General features: G+C 75.6%; 13 protein-coding genes, 1 tRNA gene and 1 pseudogene. 7 read left to right on the top strand and 8 right to left on the bottom strand.

Annotated elements, in window-relative coordinates; all coding sequences use genetic code 11:
• Window positions 1-80 precede the first annotated feature (80 nt).
• Window positions 81-512, bottom strand: a complete 432-nt coding sequence (locus tag AF335_RS05890; protein ID WP_102917217.1) for a DUF6314 family protein — start codon at window positions 510-512, stop codon at window positions 81-83.
• 257 nt (window positions 513-769) lie between these two features.
• Between AF335_RS05890 and AF335_RS05885 the strand changes: the two genes are divergently transcribed.
• The 3 genes from AF335_RS05885 (at window position 770) to AF335_RS05875 (ending at window position 3128) form a co-directional block, all read left to right on the top strand.
• Window positions 770-1249, top strand: coding sequence for a hypothetical protein (locus AF335_RS05885; protein ID WP_102917216.1), 480 nt, complete (start codon window positions 770-772; stop codon window positions 1247-1249).
• 440 nt (window positions 1250-1689) lie between these two features.
• Window positions 1690-2313 (top strand): DUF4956 domain-containing protein, encoded by a 624-nt coding sequence (locus AF335_RS05880; protein ID WP_102917215.1) that lies wholly within the window; start codon window positions 1690-1692, stop codon window positions 2311-2313.
• Window positions 2310-3128, top strand: coding sequence for a polyphosphate polymerase domain-containing protein (locus AF335_RS05875; protein ID WP_102917214.1), 819 nt, complete (start codon window positions 2310-2312; stop codon window positions 3126-3128). The genes AF335_RS05880 and AF335_RS05875 overlap by 4 nt, the downstream gene beginning before the upstream one ends.
• Window positions 3129-3238: 110 nt before the next feature.
• On the opposite strand, the gene AF335_RS34450 is transcribed toward AF335_RS05875, so the two are convergent.
• Entirely contained in the window at window positions 3239-3394 is a 156-nt protein-coding gene (locus AF335_RS34450) for a hypothetical protein (RefSeq protein WP_159395218.1), read from the bottom strand.
• 223 nt (window positions 3395-3617) lie between these two features.
• Here AF335_RS34450 and AF335_RS05865 point away from each other — a divergent pair, with 223 nt between their 5' ends.
• Complete coding sequence (locus AF335_RS05865) at window positions 3618-4733, top strand: carboxylate-amine ligase (protein WP_102917212.1); 1116 nt, start codon at window positions 3618-3620, stop codon at window positions 4731-4733.
• Between the two features lie 148 nt (window positions 4734-4881).
• Complete coding sequence (locus AF335_RS34445; RefSeq protein WP_170127605.1) at window positions 4882-6945, top strand: asparagine synthase-related protein; 2064 nt, start codon at window positions 4882-4884, stop codon at window positions 6943-6945.
• Window positions 6946-7155: 210 nt separating this feature from the next.
• On the opposite strand, the gene AF335_RS05855 is transcribed toward AF335_RS34445, so the two are convergent.
• Together AF335_RS05855 and AF335_RS05850 are read right to left on the bottom strand one after the other, a co-directional pair.
• Window positions 7156-7449 (bottom strand): hypothetical protein, encoded by a 294-nt coding sequence (locus tag AF335_RS05855; protein WP_102917210.1) that lies wholly within the window; start codon window positions 7447-7449, stop codon window positions 7156-7158.
• Between the two features lie 303 nt (window positions 7450-7752).
• Window positions 7753-7826, bottom strand: a tRNA-Lys gene (locus AF335_RS05850).
• A 247-nt stretch (window positions 7827-8073) separates the two neighbouring features.
• Between AF335_RS05850 and AF335_RS05845 the strand changes: the two genes are divergently transcribed.
• Window positions 8074-9198 (top strand): SDR family oxidoreductase, encoded by a 1125-nt coding sequence (locus AF335_RS05845; RefSeq protein ID WP_102917209.1) that lies wholly within the window; start codon window positions 8074-8076, stop codon window positions 9196-9198.
• Window positions 9199-9276: 78 nt separating this feature from the next.
• Here AF335_RS05845 and AF335_RS05840 read toward each other — a convergent pair whose 3' ends face one another.
• The 4 genes and pseudogenes from AF335_RS05840 to AF335_RS05830 all read right to left on the bottom strand — a co-directional run bounded on the left by AF335_RS05840 (window position 9277) and on the right by AF335_RS05830 (window position 17965).
• Window positions 9277-14007 (bottom strand): DNA repair ATPase, encoded by a 4731-nt coding sequence (locus tag AF335_RS05840; protein ID WP_194963198.1) that lies wholly within the window; start codon window positions 14005-14007, stop codon window positions 9277-9279.
• Between the two features lie 591 nt (window positions 14008-14598).
• Window positions 14599-14841 (bottom strand): annotated as a pseudogene (locus tag AF335_RS36565) (DNA repair ATPase); the annotation flags it as partial.
• 276 nt (window positions 14842-15117) lie between these two features.
• Window positions 15118-17154 (bottom strand): SPFH domain-containing protein, encoded by a 2037-nt coding sequence (locus AF335_RS05835; RefSeq protein ID WP_102917207.1) that lies wholly within the window; start codon window positions 17152-17154, stop codon window positions 15118-15120.
• A gap of 106 nt (window positions 17155-17260) precedes the next feature.
• Window positions 17261-17965, bottom strand: coding sequence for a hypothetical protein (locus AF335_RS05830; RefSeq protein WP_102917206.1), 705 nt, complete (start codon window positions 17963-17965; stop codon window positions 17261-17263).
• A 262-nt stretch (window positions 17966-18227) separates the two neighbouring features.
• Between AF335_RS05830 and AF335_RS05825 the strand changes: the two genes are divergently transcribed.
• On the top strand, window positions 18228-19313 hold the full coding sequence (locus tag AF335_RS05825) for a PucR family transcriptional regulator (protein WP_244926932.1): 1086 nt from the start codon (window positions 18228-18230) through the stop codon (window positions 19311-19313).
• Window positions 19314-19316: the final 3 nt, after the last annotated feature.

Genomic DNA, 19316 nt, shown 5'->3' with positions numbered 1-19316 from the left:
GGCGGGTCCGGGCGCCCCGGTGCCCGGACCCGCCCGCCGGTTCGCGCCGGAGCCTTGTGGACGGCCCGCGAGCGTGGGGCTCAGCGTCCGGCGGCGCGCCGCCGGTAGACCGTGTGCTGCAGGTGGTCCTTGGCCGGGCCGGTCGTGCGCCAGCGCACGCGCCACTCCTCGGGTGACACGGCGACGAACGCCCCCTCGTAGCTGTCGGCAGCGCAGGGGTGGGAGACGGTCCAGCCGCCGGTGCGCAGGTCCAGGTCGTGGAAGAAGCGGCCGTCGGAGAACATGACGTCGCAAGTGCCGTCCGGTCCGGGCAGCAGCACGAGCGTGCGGCCCGCCGGGGCCGCCGTGCCGTGCCAGCGCAGTTCGCCGTCCTCGGTGTGCAGCAGCCGGCCGCCGTCGACCGCCCGGAACACGGCCGTGCCGTGGAACGACCCGCTGCGGTCGGCGGCGAGATCGAACAGGGCGCGCTCGACGGTCCACTCCCCCGTCAGGTATGCCGCCGCATCGGACACCGGGTACGCGTCCGGGGCACCGGGCCGAACCGCCCATGGATCCGGACCCGGGGGCGGGACCGGGGCGGGGACGGACGCGGAGGGCTGCATCCTCCGATTATCCCTCTCGCCCGCGCCGCACCCGCGCCCGCGCCCGTTCCGGAGAGGGACGACGGGAAGGGCGGGGACCGGATCACCGAGCCCCGCACACTCGATCGTATGCTCGACTCCGGCGCGTGCCACGTCCACATCCGCAGCCGACCGCCGGAGGTCCGCCCGTGACGGCCACTCCCCCGTCCCCCGAACTCCTCGGCGCGCGGACCACCGAGCCCCGCGTCTCGTACTCCACCTTCTTCCTGCGCGGCCTGGAGGACGGCGCCGATCCGCAGACGGCCGTCACCACCGCCCCCAGACGCTGGGCGGTGCTCGCCGGGCCGGGCGGTGTGCTCTTCCGGTGCGCCACCACCGACTTCCACCCGCATGTGCGGCTGGAGAGCTGGTCCGCCGAACCGCCGGCGCCGCCGGGTGGCTGGGACACCCTGGACACGGTGGAGTTCGAACTGTTCCGGCATGGGAAGGTGCAGCTCAACGAGTGGGACGGTGATCCGTCGGGCGAGCCCGTCGACCTCGGCGGCCCGGGCGTCTACCGGCTGCGCGCGGCGAGCCTCGGCCGCGCCGCGGCACGGGAGCGGCACGCGGCGGGCGAGATGTTCTTCCACGGCACGGAGGAGTGGCTGATCCAGCTCTGGCCGCGCTGAACCACGGCCTCCGGTCGAGACGGCCCGCCCCGGGCAGAACGGCCGGGGCGGGCCGCCGCGCGCCCGGGGCCGTGGATCCGGCGCGGGCCCCCGATGCGGCGCGAAACCCCCGCCCCCCGGGTCCGGCGCGAGGCCCCCGCGTCCCCCGGATCCGGCCGCCAGGCCCTCGCTCTCCGCAGGATCCGGAACGAGACCTTCGAGTCTGCCCCGGACGTCCCCCACATCTTCTCGGACCCCACCCGGATCCCACCCGGATCCCTCGCGGATCCCGCCCGGGTTCCCCGCAAGACGGCCTTCCACGACAAGGCTGAGTCCCTTCCGGCCACTTGCGCTCCACTAGGCGTCAAGAGCGCGCATTGTTCACGCGAACGTGTGTACATGTTCACCCTGCGTTTCCTTATCTTCGGTGTTCCCTTCTCCCGTACACAGAGAGCGAAGTCATGGATTCCCTACGACACCTCGCGGCCCACCTGGGGCTCGACCTCGCCGCCATCTGCCTGCTGACCTTCGCCATCTACTACCCCAGGCACCGGCGCCGCGATCTCGTCCCGGCCTATCTCGCCCTGAACGTCGCCCTGTTCACCGTCGTCGCCGCCCTTGCCGAAGTGGGCGGCAGCGGCGGGACGGCGCTCGGCTTCGGTCTCTTCGGAGTGCTCTCGATCATCAGGCTCCGGTCCGACTCCGTACAGCACGAGGAGGTGGCGTACTACTTCACCACCCTCGTCCTCGGCCTGCTGTGCGGCCTGCCGCACCTGAGCCTCCCGCTCGCCGCCACGCTGAGCGCCGTACTGCTCCTCGTCGTCTACGTGGCCGACCACCCCCGGCTGTTCGCCCGCTCGCGCCGCACGGTCGTCACCCTCGACGCCGTCCACAGCGACCCCGCCGCGCTCCGCGCCGACCTGGCCCGGCGCCTCGGCGAACCGTTCCACTGGACGGTCATGGAGGTCGACTTCGTCCGCGACCTGACGGTCGTGGACGTCCGCTACCGCGAGCCGCTGCCGGGCACCGGGACCGCGCCCGCCGCCGAGGCCGTGCACGCGGTGCCCGCGTGGGAGTCCGTATGACACTCGCCCCGGAGACCCCAGCCCCGCACGCCCCCGCCGCCGTGCGGGCCCTGCTCGCCGCGACCCGGAAGGCCGGCGCCATCTCGCTGGCCGAGGTCAATGAGCGCGCCGAGCTGCTCGCCCGCTTCGACCGCAGCTACCTCGTACCTGCCGAAACGTTTCTCCGGATGGCGGACCGGCTTACCGACCCCCGGCGTCCCGGCGGCCCCTTCCGGGCCCTGACCATCGACGACCGCCGCGCCTTCCGCTACCACTCGGTCTACTACGACACCCCCGGGCTCCGCTCCTTCCACGACCACCGCCAGGGGCGGCGCCTCCGCTTCAAGATCCGCGAACGGGTGTACGAGGACAGTGGCGAGCGGCAGTTCGAGATCAAGCTCAAGGGCCGGCGCGGTGACACGGTGAAGCACCGCCGCCCGCTGGCCGGCGCGGACGCCCCGCTCGACGGCCCCTTCCGGTCCTTCCTCACCGACACCCTGCACCGCGCGTACGGCATCGAGGCGCCGGGAGCGCTGACCCCCTCCCTCGGCACGGACTACCTCCGCGCGACCCTGGTGGCCGACGGGGAGCGCGTCACCTGCGACGCCGGGCTGGTCTGCGACGACCTGCGGGCCCGGCGGTCGGTGCGGTGCGACGCGGGGCTCGTGCTCGTGGAGACGAAGACCGCGGGACACCTGACGGAGGCCGACCGGCTGCTGCACGCGTACGGGGTGCGGCCGGCGGTGTTCACCAAATACTGCGGGGCGCTGGCCGCGCTGCGGCCGGGGCTGCCGGGGAACCGGTGGCGGCGGGCGGCACGGGACGCCTTCGGCTGACGGGCGGGGGCGCCGGGCCCCGCCCCGGACACCGGAGAGGCGGGAACACGGCCACCCGGGCCGGGCGGGGAGCCCGCCCGGCGGGCCGGGCCCGGGGCGCGAGCCCCGGGCTACCGTTCACTCGGCTCGTGCTGCTGCGGCTCCACCGTATGGAAGCACTGGCCGCAGACGTATCCGCCCACCGGCCCCTCGTGCACCGACCACCCGCAGTGCGCGCAGTGCATCAGGGCCGCGTTGGCATGAGGGAAGTCCTCCGACTCGTTCATCCGGTACCTCCGCAATTGGCGCATGCCCAGTCCCCGTTCGGCCCCTGGCGCATCTCCGCACCGCAATGCGAGCAGTTCATCCCACACCGCCCTACTGACAGAGACCCTACGAAAGGTTCATACCACGCGGTGCGCGGCACTTGAATGCCCGAACGGCGGCGCACGGAAGCGTGTCGGCTCACACCTCCTTGGATCCGGGGCCCGCGACCGGGAGCCTCCCTCCATGAGCACCATGGGCGTCGAGGAGGAGTATCTGCTGCTCGACGCGGCCAGCGGGCTGCCCGTACCGCTGGCCGAGAAGGTCCGCGCGACGGCGGGCCTGCGGCCGGTGCCGGGCGCCGGCGAGGTGCACTCGGAGCTGTTGCAGTCCCAGATCGAGATCGCCACTCCGGTCTGCCGGAGCCTGGACGAGCTGGGCGACAGCCTGCTGAGGCTCCGGCACGCGGTCGCCGCGGCGGCGGCGCGGGCGGGCTGCCGGGTGGCGGCGTCCGGCACCGTGCCCTTCGCGGGCCGCACCCCGCCGCCCGTGACCGACGAGGCGCGGTACCACGCCATCCACGCCGTCGCGCCGCAGCTGGTGGACGAGCAGCTGATCAACGGCATGCACGTGCACATCGGGATCCCGGACCGCGAGACCGGCGTGGCGGTGCTCAACCGCGTCCGCCCCTGGCTCCCGGTGCTCGTCGCCATGGCCGCGAACTCGCCGATGTGGTGCGGGCGCGACACCGGGTTCGCGAGCTGGCGCACGGTCGTCTTCGGCCGCTGGCCGGTGAGCGGCCCGCCGCCGCTCTTCGCGGACGCCGGGGACTACGAGCGGCGGGTGCGGGCCGTGATGGCCGCCGGGATCCTGCGCGACCGCGGCCAGCTCTACTGGCAGGCGCGGCTGTCGGAGCGCTATCCGACCCTGGAGGTCCGCGCGCCGGACGTCCAGCTGGGCGCCGAGGACGCCGTCATGTTCGCCGGCGTCGTACGGGCCCTCGTGGACACCGCCGTCTTCGAGGAGAAGCGCGGCGTTCCGTACCCCGCGCCCTCCCCGGAGATGCTGGACTCCGCGAACTGGCAGGCGGCGCGGCACGGCCTGGGCGGGGACCTGATCGACCCGCTCGGCCGCCGCCGGCCCGCCGACGAGGTCGTCGGCCGGCTGCTCCGCCATGTCTTCCCGGCCCTGGAGCGGTTCGACGGCGCGCGCCGGGTCGCCTCGCTCGTCCACCGGCGGCGCAAGGAGGGGGCGCCGGCCGACCGGCAGCGCCGGGCGCTCGCCGAGGGCGGGTGGCGCGCGGTGACGGATCTGATGTGCCTGGCGGCCCCTCGTCACCCACACGAGCGGAATTCACACTGATCGCTCCGGACGGGGGTGGCGCGGCCGCCTACGTTGACCTCTGTCGATCACGTCCGCCGAACATTTCCGCCCTGGCACAGGAGGCCGTCTCCGTGAGCGAGTCATCCCCCGGCACACCCGACGAGGACCGCGCCGAGGGCCTGTTCACGTGACGTCCGGCCGGGGGCTGGTCCCTCGCGCCGGATGCTGGTTCACCGTCCTTCCCGACGGCCCGCACGCGTCCACGGCCGTGCGCAGGCTGCGCGGCCGCGGCTGCCGGACCGTGGCGCACGCGTCGGGCCGGCCGTGGCTGCTCGGCTGCTGGCCGGACGACGAGCTGGTGGTGGCCCGTCAGGGCGGGGTGCGGCTGGCCGTGGCCGGGCCCTGTTCGTTCGGCGAGGCGGAGCTCGCGGGGCGGCTGCGGGGCGTCCGTTCGCCGTTCGACGTCGAGGACGCCCTGCGCGGCGCGCACGGCGGCTTCCACGTCCTCGCCTCGCTGGGCGGGGAGGTCTACGCCCGGGGCGGCCTGTCCGGTGCGCGGCGGCTGTACTGGACGTCGGTCGACGGCACGGCGGTGGCCGCGGACCGGGCCAGGACGCTGGCGTGGCTGACCGACGCCGATCCGGACCCCGCCCAGCTGGCCGCGCGCCTGGCCGGGCCCGGTCTGCCGTATCCGCTGGACGGCGGCGCCATGTGGTCCGGGGTGCACACGGTCCCGCCGGGCGACGCGCTCCGGCTGGACCGGGACGGCAACGGCGGTGCGGTCCGGCGCTGGTGGCTGCCGCCGGCCGCCGGGCTGTCGGTGGCCGAGGGCGCTCCGGGGCTGCTGGCGGCGCTGCGCGAGGCGGTGTCCCTCCGGGTGGCCCCGGGACAGGTACTGGGCGCGGACCTGTCGGGCGGCCCGGCCGCCACCGCACTGTGCCTCCTGGCCGCCGAGGCGGGGGCCGAGCTGGTGACTTCGGGGACGCCGGGACCGCCGGGACCGGACGGGGGCCACGACGACGGCCGGCCGGACGTCGCAAGAGGAAGAGTCGGCCGACCGGACGTCGCGAAGGGAACTGTCGGCCGACCGGACGTCGCAAGAGGAGCAGTCGGCCGGCCGGACGTCACGAGAGGAACCGTCGGCCGACCGGACCTCGCGGAGAGGACGGCCGGGTGGCCGGACGCTACGGGGGTGACGCGGGGCCTGCCGGGCTTCGTACGGGGCGGGGTGGGCGGCCGGCCGCCGGGCGCCGGCGAGGGCGGCTTCACCGGCTCCGGCCTGCCGGTGCGGGGGCGGCGTGAGCCGGGTGACGAGCCGTCGGCCGGGTTGCGCGACCGCGCTCGGCGGCGCGGGTCGGCCGGTGTGCTGAGCGCGCAGGGGGTGGGCCGGCTGCTGCTGGGGCACGGCGGTGACGCGGCGGTCCGGCCGCCCAGCGCGTACGTCCACGCGCTGGTGCGGGAGCGGCCGGCGGCGGGGTTGTGGCACGCGTTCGGCCACCGGGCGCGGCTGGGGTGGGCGCCGGGGGCGACGGCGCGGGCGCTGCTCGACCGGGGCTCGTACCGGGACTGGCTGGGCTCGGCGGCCGACGGGCTGGACCTGGCGGCGGAGGGGCCGAGGGCGCCGCACCGCTGGGGGGCGCGGCCCGCGCTGCCGCCGTGGGCGAGCGAGGAGTGCGTGGAGCTCGTGCGCGATCTGCTGCTGGGCGCGGCGGCCGGTGAGGTGGAGCCGCTGGCGGTGGACCGGGGCCGGCACACGTGGGTCCAGCGGGTCCAGCGGGCCGGGCGGGCGGCCGCGTTCACCGTCCGGGACGCGGCGGCCGGCGGGCTGCCGGCGGACGCGCCGTTCTGCGACGACGCGGTGCTCGACGCGTGTCTGGCGGTGCGGCCGGAGGAGGCGGGTACCCCTTGGGCGTACCGGCCGCTGCTGATCGAGGCCATGCGGGGCGTACGGGCGGAGGGTTTCCGTCCGCGGGTCGCGGAAGACGGCGGGGAGCCGCCCGGAGAAGAGGCGTGGGGGGACGGGGAGCCGCGGGCGGCGGGCGGTGCGGCCTGGGCGGACGAGTCCCTTCTGGTGGCCGCGGGCCTCGTGGACGAGGGGGCGCTGCGGGAGGCGGCGCTCGACGGCGCCGGGGGCGGTGCGGGCGGGTGGGAGCGGACGCTGGCGGTGGAGACGTGGCTCCGCGAACTCGCGGACCATCCTGTTCCGTCGGCGATGGACCCGTGCGAGCACGCGGCGAGGGTGACGCTCTGAAGGGCGGGGGCCGGGCTTCCGCCGACGGGCCGCCCCGTACGGCCTCCCGGGTCCGCGCGGGGCCCGGCCCGCGCGGCGCTGTCGCTCGTGCGCGAACCGACGGCTCCCGGCAGGTCGCACCGCTCCGGGCCGGGATCCGTCGGCGGGTGGGCGCGCCGGCCGGACCTCAAGGGTCCGGCCGGCGCCGTGCCGTCGGACGGCGGGTGTCCGTCAGCGGATGACGACGTTGTAGGCCGGGCCGACCTCGGGCTGGAGGTCGCCGTACCCGAGGTCGACGAGGATCGGGCCGAGCACCTTGCCGAACGCCTCGAACGCCTCGGTGGACTCCCAGACGTCGGTGACCCGCCAGCCGCCGGCGACCGGGCCCGTGGCGTGCGAGAGGAGGCCGGGGACGGGCAGGTCCCCGACGCTGGTGAAGCCCTTCCCGTCGGTGAGGCGCTCGATGCAGCTTTCGTAGAGCTCCGGCCCGATGCCGGGAACGAAGAAGGTGACGATGATGGCCATGGCTGTGCTCCTGTCGGTGACGGTTCCGCGGGGGCCGGGGCGAGCGGTTCGCGCGCCGGTCCTCGGTGCCCCTCTCTGACTCCCCGCGCCGTGGCCAGGGCATCCCCGGTCGTGACGGCTCGTCGGCGCTTTCGGGGGCGGGTCGTTGGCTCGGGCGCGGGCGGCGGAGAGGACAGGGCACACCGCTTGTCGTTCGGCCCCCCGGCCGTGACGGGTGTGCCGAGCGCCCGGAGAAACCGAGGGAGCGGTCCGGACAACGCGGAAGGCCCTCCGCGAGAGCTGCGGAGGGCCTTCCGTCACCGGTGCGCCACCAGGGACTCGAACCCCGGACCTGCTGATTAAGAGTCAGCCGCTCTGACCAACTGAGCTAGCGGCGCGGAAGGAACTTTACCTCATCTGATGATCGGGTCGTACCCCTGAAGCCGGACGAACCCGGACAGCTGACCGTACAGCGAACGACGAAGGGTTTCCGTTCATCTCAAAAGAGTGAAACCGCCTGGTAGTTCACTAATAACGGCAAGCACGGAAATGTCTCTGATTCATGGAGCACAGTGGTCTTTCATCCGACGCGCACCATGACCCCGTCGCCGTCGTCGGCGCCGCCTGCCGGACGGTGGGTGACCCATGACGGTCGTGATGACGGGCGCCACCGGGTTCCTCGGCTCCCGGTTGCTGCGCGCCCTGCTGGCCGCGGGGGCGGGCCGGGTCGCGGTCCTCGGCCGGGACGGGCGGCGGCCGCTGGCCGAGCGGGTGACGGACGCGCTGCGCGCCTGCGGCGCCGACGAGGGCGAACTCCTGCGCGCCCAGGAGCGGGTGACGGCCGTCCGGGTCGACCTGGCCCGGCCCCGGCTGGGGCTGACGCCCGACGCGCACCGGTGGCTGGGCGAGCGGGCCGGGTCGATCTGGCACTGTGCCGCGCCGCCGTCCCTGGTCGACACCGAGGCATCGCTCACCCCGGTGAACGTCACCGGCACCTGCCGCCTCACCGAACTCGCCGACCACGCGCCCGCCGGGGTGCCGTTCCTGTACGTCAGCACCGCCTGTGTGAGCGGGGACCCCGCCCCGCACTCCCGGGAACGGCGGTCCTCACCGGCCCTGGCCGACGCCTTCACCGGCTACCAGCGCACCAAGCGGCGGGCCGAGGAGGTCGTGCGCGCCTGGGCCGACGGGAGGCGGCCGGCGCTGGTGCTGCGCCCGAGCGTGCTGGCCACCGACCGCCCGCTCCCCGACACCGCCGCCCAGCAGCCGCTGTCCACCCTCGGATCCGAACTGCGCACCCTGCTCGACCACGTGCCGGCATCGCTGCGCGGCCTCCTCCTCGGCAGGCGGGCGGGGTTCCCCCGGCTGCGGGTCCGGCTCCTCGGCGACCCCTCGGCCCGGATGAACATCGTCCCCGTCGAGTACGCCGTCGACGCCATGCTGCGCCTGGCGGAGCTGCCGCACCCGCCGGGCGCGACGACCTACCCCCTGGTCCATCCCGCCGAGACCCCGGCGAGGTCGCTGGTCGCCGCCGTCGCCGAGCTGCTCCCCGGCGTCGAGCTGATCCTCCAGCCCGCGGTCGACCGGCCCAACTTCGTCGAACGGAAGATCAACCCGGTCCTCGCCGGCCTCCTCCACCACGACTGGCGGAGCCGGGCGGCCGACTGCGTCCCCCTCGGGCGGATCCTGCCGGACCTGCCCGGCCCCGCCTCCGTCGACGGCGCCTACCTCCGCGCCGCCATGAACGTCCGCCTTCCCGTGTCCGGTTGAGAGGAATCCCCTGGTGAACCACGGTGACCGCAGGCCCTGGTCACCGGCGACACGATCGGCGCCGAGGGCCGGGCCCCGCTACCCCCGCGACGGCGGCCCTCCGGCGGCCCGGCTGATGGCGGCCTCCACGGCGGAGACGCGCTCCGCGAGGAGGCCCAGGGCGGCGACCGCCCGGGTCAGGGGGTCCGCCTCGGGGCCGCCGAGGGCGTGGACACGGACGTACGCGTCCTTGATCTCCTTCCAACGGACGGCCTGTTCCGGGGTGAGGGAGCCACGGAGCTCGGCGAGCTTGAGGAGGTTGGCCTCGGCGTCGGCGGCGAGGGTACGGGCCTCGCCCGCGTAGTGGTCGCCGACGGCGGCGGCGAGTTCGGCGTCCGTCATCACCGCCGCGACGCGCTCGGTGATCCTGTTCATGTCCCGGTACGAGCCCTGGAGCAGGAAGGGCGGCTCGGTGCGGGTGGCGTCGCTCCGGGCGGCGGAGGCGATGTAGGCGTCGTTGACCGCGAGGACCGTGCGCCGGGCGGCGAGGACGTGGCGCAGGACGGCGAGGACGCGGTCGAGTTCGGCCGGCGGGTAGGGGTGCCCGAGCTCGTCCGCCCGTACGTCCGTGTCGCCCTCGGCCAGCCGGACCAGCAGCGGCAGGTCGCCGGGCGGCCGGGCGGCCAGCGGGGCCAGGACCGGGTGGGACGTCAGGGCGTTCTCGACGAAGCTCAGGGCGAACACGTCCTCCTTGCCGGCCAGCACGTCGCCGAGGTTCCGTACGTCGGCGCGGTTGGCGAGCATGTCGGGGAGGTGGAAGCGCTGCCCGGACCCGGTGTAGGGGTTGCCCGCCATGCTGACGGCGAAGCGCTTGCCCCGCAGGTCGTAGGTGCGGGGCGCGCCGTCGAGCACGCCCTCGACGCGCCGCTGGGTGTCGCACAGGGAGAGGAACTTCTCCAGGAGTTCGGGCGAGGTGTGCTGGATGTCGTCGAGGTGGAGCAGGGTGTTGTTGCCCGCCGCCAGGGCGAAGTTGATCTTCTCGACCTCCTGGCGGGCGGCCGCGTCGGGGGCCTCGGCCGGGTCCAGGGAGGTGGTCCCGCGGCCCAGGGCCGGGCCGTTGACCTTCACGAAGACGAGGCCGAGGCGGTCGGCGACGTACTCCATGAGCGTCGTCTTGCCGTAGCCGGGCGGCGAGAGGAGCAGCAGCAGGCCGCCGCGGTCGGTGCGCGCGGCCGCCTCTCCCCGCCCCGCCGCCGTGCCCAGCTGCTTGGCGAGGGAGTCGCCGATGAGCGGGAGGTAGACCTCGTCGACGAGGCGGTTGCGGACGAAGGCGCTCATCACCCTGGGCCGGAAGTCGTCGAGGCGCAGCCGGGCGCGCTCCCGTGCCACGAGCGCGTCGCGCTGCCGCTGGTAGGCGCGGAAGGCGGGCACGTCGTGCGCGCGGAAGCGGTCCGTGCGGGCGTGGAATTCGTCGAGCCGGAGGGTGAGGCGGCGGTCGGTGACACGGGGGTGGGCGCCCAGCAGGCCGTCGACGGTGGCGGTGAGCGGGGCGTCGGAGGCGCGGCGGGGCAGGAGGGGGCAGACCTCGACGGCCACGGCCTCGGCGAGGTCGCCGGGGTCGGGGTGCTCTCCCGAGGCGGCGGCGTACGCGCCGAGCCAGGCGAGGGCGAGCCGGTGGCGGTCCGGGAGGCCGGTCGTGGCCCGCAGGTCCGCCGCGTAGGACGTGCCGGCCACGGCGGTGTGGAAGGCGTCGAGGAGCGCGCGGGCCGGTGCGGCGGTGACGAAGCCGTCGGCCCCGGCGGCCAGGTGTTCCACAAGGTACGCGGCCGCGGCGGCGGACGGGGCGGGGTCCAGGCCCGCGGCCGAGGCGAACCGCTCGACCTCCCCGGCCAGTTCGGCCTTGAGGGCGTCCACCGCCTCCGGCCGCCCGAACGCCGCGCGCGCCCGCCCGAGGGACGTCGCGCGGCGGGCGGTCTCCTCACGGGCGGCGGCGTCGGGCCCGTGGGCCCAGAACAGCTGGGCGGTCGCCCGCGCCCCGGCCGGGTGCCGGAGCAGCCCGGCCCCGGTGCCCAGCCGCAGGAGGGCGGTGAGGAGGGCGGTCGCGTCGTGGTCGTGGACGCCGCGCTCGTAGCCCTCGTCGTAGGCGGCCTCGGCGGCCCGGCGTACGAGGGCGGGCAGGTCGGCCTCCTGGAGCGCCGCCGGGCCGGCGGTCGCGAGGACGCTCGCGGCGAGGTGTTCGGCGCGGTAGACCTCCGGGGACTCGGAGGGCAGCAGCCGGTCCCAGTGGGGGCGGGTGGCGGCGAAGCCGGGGTCGGTGACGGGGGCGCGGTAGTCGGTGCCGGTGAGGGCGAGGGCAAGGCCGTCCGCGTGGGGTACGAGCGTGAGCTCGGCGGGCCGGGTGGTGACGGTGAAGCGGTGGCGGCCGAGTCTGAGGGTGCGGCCGGTGCCCGGTCCCGGGCCGTCGCCGTCGCCTTCGGCGAAGAGGTCGGCGCGGTCGCGCAGGGCGCGTACGGCTTCCTGGCGTGCCGCCGCGAGCCGGCCCGTCAGCTCGTCGGCCCGTACCGGATCGTCGAGTTCGCGCAGCTCGGCGGTGGTGCGCCGGACGTTGGCGACCATGGGGTCGGAGGCGAAGTAGGTGTGGACGGCGTCCAGGTCGGCCAGTGCGGCGGCGCGGCGGCCGATCGTCTCCAGGACCCTGGCCGCGGAGCCGGCGAGGCGTTCGGCGCGCCGGGCGCGGGCGTCCTGGAGGGACTGCCGCCGGGCGGCGAACGCCTCGTGGACGTCGGCGCGCCGGGTCGCCAGCTCGGCGAGGAACCCGTCGTGGTCGGCGAACCGGGCTTCGAGGTCCTCCAGCCGGAGCAGCAGGCGGCCGAGTTGGTCCTCGCACGCCTCGGGGGTGTCCGCGGCGGCGAGCGCGCCGGTGACGGCCTGGCCGAGCAGGGTGGTCTCGGCGGCGAACGCGGCCCGGCCCTCGCTCTCCCGGAGCGCGCGGCGGCGGGCGGCCAGCGTGGCGCGGGCGCGGTTGAGCCCGCCGAGGACCTCCCCGACGCGCTCCAGGACGGCGGTGCGGGCGGGGGCGTCGCCGATGTCGAGGCCGGTGACGACCTCGGCAAGGGTCTGGAGTCCTTCGGTCCGTTCGGTGATCCGGTCGGCGACGGGGCCGGCCCCGTCGACGGTGGCGAGGGCCTCCGCCTCGGCGGTCAGGGCCTCGTTGTCGGCGTGGTCGGCGGCGAAGGCGTCCGGCCGCTGGAGGAAGGCGACGGCGCGGCGCGCGGTGGCGGCCGTGTCGCCCGCCACGTCGGCGGCGAGGGTGTCGACGCGCGGGACGTCGGCGTAGGGCAGCTCGCGCAGGGCCGCCAGCCGGCCCTGGGCCCGGCGGAGTTCGGTGATCCGGTCGACCCAGGCGCCGGCGGTGCGGGGCGCCTCGGCGCGGATGCGGCGGACGAGCGAGGCGATGTGCACCGCGGCCTCGCCCAGTTCGTCGGCGGCCTGCCGGGTGAGGGCCCGGACGGCCCCGGACTCGCGCAGGACCTGGTCGGCGGTGGCGCGCACGGCGGCGAGCGGGGTGTGCAGCCCGCCGAGGCCGGGGTCGGCGAGCCAGGGGAAGCGGTCGGTGACGCGCGCGCAGGCCGTGACGACCGGTTCGAGGGCGGCGGGCGTCGGGGCGGTGCCGGGGATCGCCCGGGCCAGGGAGAGACAGGCGGAGAGGCAGCGCACCAGGTCGGCGTTGCCGACGCGCTCCAGGGGGCCGTCGGCGACGGGGCCGGCGGCGATGTGCGCGTCGGAGCGGAACGGGGTCCGCCAGAACTGGAGGGTGTGCGCGCGGGCGGGCCCGTCGGCGCCGGCGCGCAGGAGGGCGAGCGTGCCGTCGTCGAAGAGGGCGTGCCCGTGGCAGACGAGCGGGGTCGCGGCCTCCTCCCGCAGGGTGTTGTACGGGAGGAGCACGGTGCGGCCGTCGTCGGGCGCGCGGAAGACGTAGAGGACGTTCTCGCCGTCGGGGGCGGCCACGGCCTCCTCGAAGCGGAGGCCGGTGGTGTCGGTGTCGAAGGTCCTGGTGGCGCCGGTGGCGAGGTGGTAGCCGCCGGGGAAGACGATGCCCTGGTCGTCGGGGAGGCGCAGGCACGCCTGCCCGATGCCGTCCTGGCGGGTCACGGTCCCGGTGGCGGTGTCGAAGACGAAGTGCCGCCGCGCGGACTCGTTGTACGGGCGGACGCGCAGCAGGAGGAGCGTCCCGGCGCGGGCGTGCTCGATCTCGGCGTCGGCGAGGGACTGGAGCGGTTCGTCGACCGGTTCGCTGTGGACGCCCTCGGCGGTCTCGGTGGTGTTCTCCGTCTTGATGGTGAGGGCGCCGCCGACGGTGGAGACGAACGCCTCGCCCGCGACGGAGACGTGGGGGTGCCGGCCGAGCACGTGGTCGTCGCGCGTGGCGGGCGTCCAGGCGAGCTCCTGGGACGGCGGGGGCGCGTGGTCGCGCTCGCCGTGCGCGTCCAGGTACGCGGGGGTGCCGTCGGCGGCGATCCGCCAGCGCAGTACGCGCAGGTCGCCGGGGCGCGGGCCGGTACGGAAGGCGGCGAGGAGCCTTCCGTCGGCCCGGTGGAGGCGGGCGAGCGCGGCGTCGCGGTAGTAGCGGTGGAGCTCGGCGAAGTCCTTGCCGAACGCGGGGTCGTGGAGCAGCCCGGGGAGGGCGCCGGCGGGGGCGCCGACGAGGACGACACGGGGGCCGACACCGCCCGGGGCCGCGACACCGCCCGCGCCGCCCGCACCGTCCGGGGCCGCAACGCCGCCCTCGGAGGCGGTGACCAGGGCGATGCGGCCACCCGCGCCATCCACGCCCACAACACCGCCCGAACCACCCGCACCTTCCGCCCCCGCACCCCCCGGAGCCGCAACAACGCCCCTCGCACCGCCCGAGGCCACAACACCGCCCCCGGAGGCGGTGACCAGGGCGATGCGGCCACCCGCGCCATCCACGCCCACAACGCCGCCCGAACCACCCGCACCTTCCGCCCCCGCACCCCCCGGAGCCGCAACAACGCCCCTCGCACCGCCCGAGGCCACAACACCGCCCCCGGAGGCGGTGACCAGGGCGATGCGGCCACCCGCGCCATCCACGCCCACAACGCCGCCCGAACCACCCGCACCTTCCGCCCCCGCACCCCCCGGAGCCGCAACAACGCCCCTCGCACCGCCCGAGGCCACAACACCGCCCTCGGAGGCGGGGACCAGAGCGATGCGGCCGCCCGCGCCATCCGCCCCCGCAACACCGTCCAAGCCACTCGCGCCGCCCGGGCCCGCAGCACCGCCCTCGGAGGCGGTGGCCGAAGCGACGCCCCCGCCCGCGCCGCCCCCGCCTTGCGCCCCCGCACCACCCGTGCCACCCGGGGCCGCAGCGTCACCCCCGCCGTCGACACGCACGGTGTGGAGGGTGAGGACGTCCTCGACGGCCGTCTCCGGGCCCGGTCGGCCGGATGCGCGGACGCCGAGGAGGAGGTGCCCGCCGACGGCGGCGATGTCGCGTGGCGCGCACGGGTGCTCCGTGCGGAGCACGGCCGTGCCGAGGAGCCGGAGCCCGGGGGAGCCGAAGGCGGCCGCCCGCCGGGCGTTGAGCTCCTCGGCCCGGCGGCGGAGCTCGCCGGCCTGGGCCGTGAGCCGGTCGCGCAGCACCTCGTAGGCCCCCGCGTCCGGACCGGCGGGCCCCGCCCCGGAGCCGTCCCCGTGCGCGCCCGGGGCGGTGCCCGCGCCCGGCTCCTCCCGCGTGTCCCGGCGTTCGGTGATCACGTCGTTCCCGGCCTTCCGCTCGTGCTCTGTCGTCCCACTGCTTGTTTCACGGCACCCGGTCCCGGCGACCGGCGATCGCTCGCGGGCGCCCGCTTCACGGCGCCGGTACACCGGCGCTCACGCGGCGCCGGTCGCCCCCGGCGCTCGCGCTCCGGCCGCCGGCTACTTCCCGGCGCCGTTGACCGACCCCGGTGCCGCGCCGGCCAGTTCGGCCAGGCTGGCGTCCCCCAGCCCGCTGGCCCGTACCGAGTCCAGCAGGCCCTGGAGGGCTCCCGCCCGGGGGCCGCCGCCGGCGATCAGGCCGCTGAGGGCGCCGGCCAGGGTGAGGTCGCGCAGACCCGCCGGGCCGAGGCCCGCGGCCAGTGCGCCGACGTCCCGGGTGAAGGACGAGTCGTCCTTGTCGAGCCACGGGCCCGCCAGCGTCCGTACCGTCTCGGAGCGGTCGACGAAGGCGTCGACGCCCTTGCCGAGCGCGATGGAGTTCACCAGCCGGTCGAAGAAGACGCTGTCGCCGCCGACGATGTCGATCTTCGCGTTTTCCAGGCCGGTGGCGAGGACGCCCGCCTGGGCCTCGGCGACCTGCCGCTGCACCTCGATGCCGGCCAGCCGGACGTCCTTCTCGGCCTCCAGGCGCAGCCGGAACTCCTCGTGCTCACGGCTCGCGGCGTCCAGCGCCGCCATCGCGGCGGCCTTGTCGGTCAGCCCCTCGGCCTCGGCCTGGAGCTTGCGCTTGAGGCCCTCGGCCCCGGCGAACGCCTTCTCCCTGGCCACCTCGGCCTCGGCGTGGCCGACCTTGCCGATCGCCTGGGCGGTGCGCTCGCGCACCTCCGCCTCCGCGAGCCCGACGGCGGCCGCGTCCGCGCGCTTGCCGTCGGCCAGCCGGACGGCGGCCTCGGCGTCGAGCTCGGCGGCCTTGCGGCGCGCCTCGGCCAGCGTCAGCGTCTCGGCGGCCCGGTGGCCGGCCGCCTGCTCCGCCGCCTCCGCGGCCTTGATGTCCTTGACCAGGCGCTCCTGCGCCTCGGCCTCGGCGCGGATGACGGCGGCCTGCCGCTCGCGCTCGGCCTCCTCGACCGCGCGCAGTTTCTTGATCTCCTCCTCCTGGGCGGCGACGGTCCGCTCGACCGCGATGCGCTCCCGGACGACCTCGGCGATCTCCCGCTTCTCGGCCTCGACCTCCTTGTCGGCGGCGATGCGGCGCAGCTCGGTCTCCCGCTCGCGCGCGATGACCTCCAGCATCCGGTCCTTCTCGATCCGCTCGCTCTCGACGGCGATGACCCGCTCGCGGTTCTTCTGCGCGACGGCCACCTCGCGCTCGCGGTTCTCGTTCTGGATGCCGAGCGCCTCCTCCGTCCTGAGGTGGGCGCTGTGCGAGCGCAGCCGCTCCTCGGCCTGCACCCGGGCCGTCTCGGCCTCCTCCCGGGCCCGTACGGTCTCGATCTCGCGCTGCTGCTTGATCTCGGCGTCGGCCTGGCGGCGTTCCAGTTCGAGGACGGCCTCCCGGGCCTCGACGTTCTGCCGGGTGATCTCCTTCTCCTCGGTGCGCTGGAACTCGTTGGTGCGCACGTGCTCGATGGCGGTGAGCTCGGTGATCTTGCGGATGCCCTGGGCGTCGAGGATGTTCGCGGAGTCGAGCTGGGTCATCGGGGTCTGCTCGAGGAAGTCGATGGCGGCGTCCTCGAGGTGGTAGCCGTTGAGGTCGGTGCCGATGACGGCGATGATCCGGTCCCGGAACTCCTCGCGCTTGGTGTAGAGGTCGACGAAGTCGAGCTGCTTGCCGACGGTCTTGAGCGCCTCGGAGAACTTCGCGGCGAAGAACTCCTGCAGTGTGCGCGGGTCGCTGGCCCGGGCGGTGCCGATGGCCTGGGCGACCTTGACGACGTCCTCGGCGGTCTTGTTGACGCGTACGAAGAAGTTGATGTGGATGTCGGCGCGAATGTTGTCCTTGCAGATCAGCCCCTCGCGGCCGGTCCGGCGGATCTCGATGGTCTTCACCGAGATGTCCATGTACTCGGCCTTGTGCAGCACCGGCAGGACCACGGCGCCGGTGAAGGTGACGTCGACGCGTTTCGTCTTGGAGATGATCAGCGCCTTGCCCTGCTCGACCTTGCGGAAGAGGCGGCCGACGGTGAAGAACACGCCGAGGGCGATGAGCAGCAGGACGGCGATGAGCACGCCGACGCCGATGGCGGTGGCATCCATGGGGAACCTCTGTCGGTGTGGGTCGCGGAGGGCCGCGGCGGGTGCGGCCCTCGCGAGCGAAGAAACGTTTACGCACGGAGGTGCGGAGCGGTGGGAGGACTGCCGGTCAGGCGGCCGGGCCGGGCGCCGCGTCGAAGGGCGCGACCAGGAAGAACTCGCCGTCGGCGTCGTAGTGGAAGATCAGCGCGGTCGCGCCGGCGGTGAGCCCCGGTTCCCCGGGGTGCGGCCACTCCGGACCGCCGCCGGGCGGCGGTGCCGGTTCCGTACGGACCTGGACGATCGCCGTCGAGCCGTCCTCGGCGGCCACCTCGGCCTGCCCGAAGTCGGGCCCGACCCGGCCGGTGCGGATGACGCAGACGCGGCCGACGAAGTCCAGGCGCGAGGGCGGGCGTTCGTCGGGGAAGAGGTGGCGGAGCGGGCGTACGAGCACCCAGGCGGCGGCCCACGAACCGGCGAGCGCGCCGGCGAGCACGCCCGCGGACAGCGCGGCCCAGAGCGGGGCGGGCACATCGGCGTCGGCCAGCAGCGCGGTCCCGGCCAGGGACAGGAACCAGGCGACGGCGATCAGCAGGGACAGGACGACGGAGACGGGCACCCCGCCCAGACCGGCCGCGGCCACGAGGCCGGCCGGACCGCCGTGACCGGTGCCGTCGGCACCGTCCGCGCCCGGGTCCGGGTCGCCGGCGTGGCCGTGGTCGGCCGGGTCCAGGCCGCCGGCCAGGACCAGCAGCCAGTAGCCGATGACGACCAGCAGCGCGAAGCCGAAGAGGACGGCCGGGAAGCCCAGTGCCGCGGCGAGGAAGTCATCCATGCGCCCGTCCCCTTCGTCCACTGTTGTCCTTGCTGTTCACGGGGCCCCGGCGCCGGATGGTGTTGCCGTGTTCCGACGCCGGGGCCCTCCCCCGTTTCCCGCACCCCCAGGCTGCCAGCCGTTGGTATACGCACGCATTGCCGGTTTCCGGCAATCTTTACGCTTCCTTAATGCAGGGTGCTGCACTCCGGCGGCCGTCTGGCACGCTGGGCAGCGCGCGACAAGAAGTCGTCAGCAGCGCGTAAGGAAACAGGGAGAGCGCGTGCCGCAGCAGGACATATCCGGGGAGTATCTGGACGGCTATGCCGACATCCTCGCCAGGGTCTCGGCCACCGGCCGCCGGCTGAGCCGCGACGAGCTGGAGTCCCGCCGGGCCCTCGGCGAGCGGGCCGCGGAGCGGGGCTGCGGGCTGCGTCAGCTGGTCATCGGCCACCTCGCCACCACCCGGGAGGTCTGGTCCGCGCTTCCCACCTCGGGCGGCGCGCCCGGCGCCCGGGCCACGGCCGAGACCGTCCTCGCCGCGACGGAACAGGCCGTCGACGCCTTCGCCGAGGGCTACGAACGCGCGCAGCGCCTGGCCGTGCGCCAGGAGGAGGCGGCCCGCCGGGAGTTCGTCGACGACCTGCTCCACGGGCGCAGCGACCTGGGCCGGCTGGCGGAGCGGGCCGAGCGCTTCGGGCTCCGGCTGGCCCGCGCCCACGCGGTGGCCGTGGCGGCCGGCGCCGAGCCGTACGACGACACCCACCCCGTGATGCGGCGGGTGGAGAGCGCGCTCCACGTCCGCTTCGGGGAGCGGCAGATCCTGCTGACGACCAAGGAAGGCCGGCTGATCTGTGTCGCGCCGGGCGACCAGGACGACGTCGTGCGGTACTTCACCAAGCAGGCGCACACCGCGACCGAGGGCGGCCAGGTGGCGATCGGCCGCGCGCACCCGGGCGCCGGCGGTGTGGTGCACTCCTACGAGGAGGCCCTCGGGGCCCTGGACCTGGCCGCCCGGATGGGTCTTGAGGCTCCGGTCCTGCGCGCGGCGGACCTCCTGGTCTTCCCCGTGCTGACCCGGGACCGGCAGGCCATGGCCGACCTCGTGCGCTCCACGCTGGGGCCGCTGCGGCAGGCGCGCGGCGGCGCCGAGCCGCTGCTGGAGACGCTCACCGCGTACTTCGACTCGGGGTGCGTGGCCGCCGAGACGGCCCGCCGGCTGTGCCTGAGCGTACGGGCGCTCACCTACCGGCTGGAGCGTATCCACCGGTACACCGGTTCGGACCCCGCCGACCCGATGCACCGCTACACCCTTCAGACCGCGGTCATCGGGGCACGCCTGCTGGACTGGCCGGCGCAGGAGCTCTGAGGC

Origin of the sequence: Streptomyces eurocidicus (assembly GCF_002891295.1) — a bacterium.
GTDB classification, from domain to species: domain Bacteria; phylum Actinomycetota; class Actinomycetes; order Streptomycetales; family Streptomycetaceae; genus Streptomyces; species Streptomyces eurocidicus.
Note: the sequence above shows the minus strand (reverse complement) of the source record. Positions and strands in the feature narration are given on the sequence as shown.

Bases quoted from the DNA above. Each gene is read 5' to 3' on its own strand.
- AF335_RS05845 (WP_102917209.1), top strand. From the start codon at position 8,074: ATGACGGTCGTGATGACGGGCGCCACCGGGTTCCTCGGCTCCCGGTTG.
- AF335_RS05830 (WP_102917206.1), bottom strand. From the start codon at position 17,965: ATGGATGACTTCCTCGCCGCGGCACTGGGCTTCCCGGCCGTCCTCTTC.
- AF335_RS05865 (WP_102917212.1), top strand. From the start codon at position 3,618: ATGAGCACCATGGGCGTCGAGGAGGAGTATCTGCTGCTCGACGCGGCC.
- AF335_RS05880 (WP_102917215.1), top strand. From the start codon at position 1,690: ATGGATTCCCTACGACACCTCGCGGCCCACCTGGGGCTCGACCTCGCC.
- AF335_RS05875 (WP_102917214.1), top strand. From the start codon at position 2,310: ATGACACTCGCCCCGGAGACCCCAGCCCCGCACGCCCCCGCCGCCGTG.
- AF335_RS05835 (WP_102917207.1), bottom strand. From the start codon at position 17,154: ATGGATGCCACCGCCATCGGCGTCGGCGTGCTCATCGCCGTCCTGCTG.
- AF335_RS05855 (WP_102917210.1), bottom strand. From the start codon at position 7,449: ATGGCCATCATCGTCACCTTCTTCGTTCCCGGCATCGGGCCGGAGCTC.
- AF335_RS34450 (WP_159395218.1), bottom strand. From the start codon at position 3,394: ATGAACGAGTCGGAGGACTTCCCTCATGCCAACGCGGCCCTGATGCAC.